The sequence below is a fragment of the Candidatus Spechtbacterales bacterium genome (genome assembly GCA_040879145.1).
Lineage (GTDB): Bacteria > Patescibacteriota > Minisyncoccia > Spechtbacterales > 2-12-FULL-38-22 > JAWVZY01.
Map to the genome: position 1 here is coordinate 1 of JBBDKX010000008.1, position 1288 is coordinate 1288.

At 42.2% G+C, this 1288-nt stretch carries 1 protein-coding gene; it reads left to right on the forward strand.

What is annotated here, in order from left to right; all coding sequences use genetic code 11:
- Positions 1 to 1287 (forward strand): HD domain-containing protein (locus WDZ40_01175; GenBank protein MEX0877457.1); only part of this gene is annotated, 1287 nt, incomplete at its 5' end.
- Position 1288 lies beyond the last annotated feature (1 nt).

Genomic DNA, 1288 nt, shown 5'->3' on the forward strand with positions numbered 1-1288 from the left:
TACAATCACAAAAATATAAAACTCGTATATGACCCTCTTTGGGGGCTAATTGATATTACACGATACCTGCCCATGATAGACACTCCGGAATTTCAGGCGCTGGGTTTTAAATACCAGCTTGGGGTAACTTCTTTTCTTTTTCCCGCGGCAACACACACCAGAAAACAACACTCTTTAGGAGCGTTCAAACGAACACAAGATTTATCATCACACTGGCTGGAAAAAGGGTTTATAAATAAAGAGGAGGCAGAACTCATAACTGCTTACGCGCTTTGGCACGACATAGGACACGGGCCCTTTTCCCATGTTATTGAAGAAGTTACGGCAGAGCTTTGGGGAAGAAACCATGATGAAAATGGAGCACTTATTGTAAACCGCCTAAAAGACGCGGTTGAAAAAACAGGTACTGATTTTAAAAAATTCAAAGAACTTTTTGACCACACAAACCCCTTGTATTTAGCCGTGCACGATAAAAATCTGGGCGCCGAAAAGCTGGACTATCTGTCACGCGATGCCGTTTTCACAATAGGAGAGAGACCGGGTGTTGAATATCTTGCACGCCATACATATTTTATAGACGGCAAGGTAATGATAGATGAAAAAGCCATAGAAAACGCCAAGGCGCTTCAGGATTTTTACGTCAAAATGTACAAAGTCGTGTACCTGAGAAAAAACTCCGCCATAGCGCAAAGAATGGTACAAAGAATGACTTACGGACTTCTTCAGCATGAACATCTTACAGAAAATGAATTTTGGGCTCTTACAGACTTTGGGCTTATGGGGCTTTTAGAGAATACAACGAGAGACTCGGTGCGCGAACAGATGCAGTACTTTATGCAACGGGACCTGCCAAAAACTGCCGTAGCGCTTAAAGTAGATAAATTCGCGGAAATAGAAAGAAGAAAGGACAAGGCGCAGGTAATATTCGGAGTATCCGAAGATCAGATAGAGTCGCTTTTAAGGCACGAGGTGTTTTCAAAGCCGTCAGAACTTAGAAAATTGGAAAAGGAGATAGAAAAGATAGCCGGGCTACCAAAGAGGTCTGTGCTTGTTGTGCCATCAAGTTCTTCTGAGAGGTTTGTCGCAAAAGATATAGATATTTACGTACACGGAGGAAGCAACGCCAAGCTTAGCGACTACTTCGGGGAACACTTCCATGCAATGGAAGAGGAGGGAAAAAGCTACAGTACTATTCGTATTTGCACATATGCCGAGTACAGAGAAAAACTAAGTACTGAAAAAACAGCTGAGGAGATAAAAGAATACCTGTTGTCTCTGCTAAATTAAA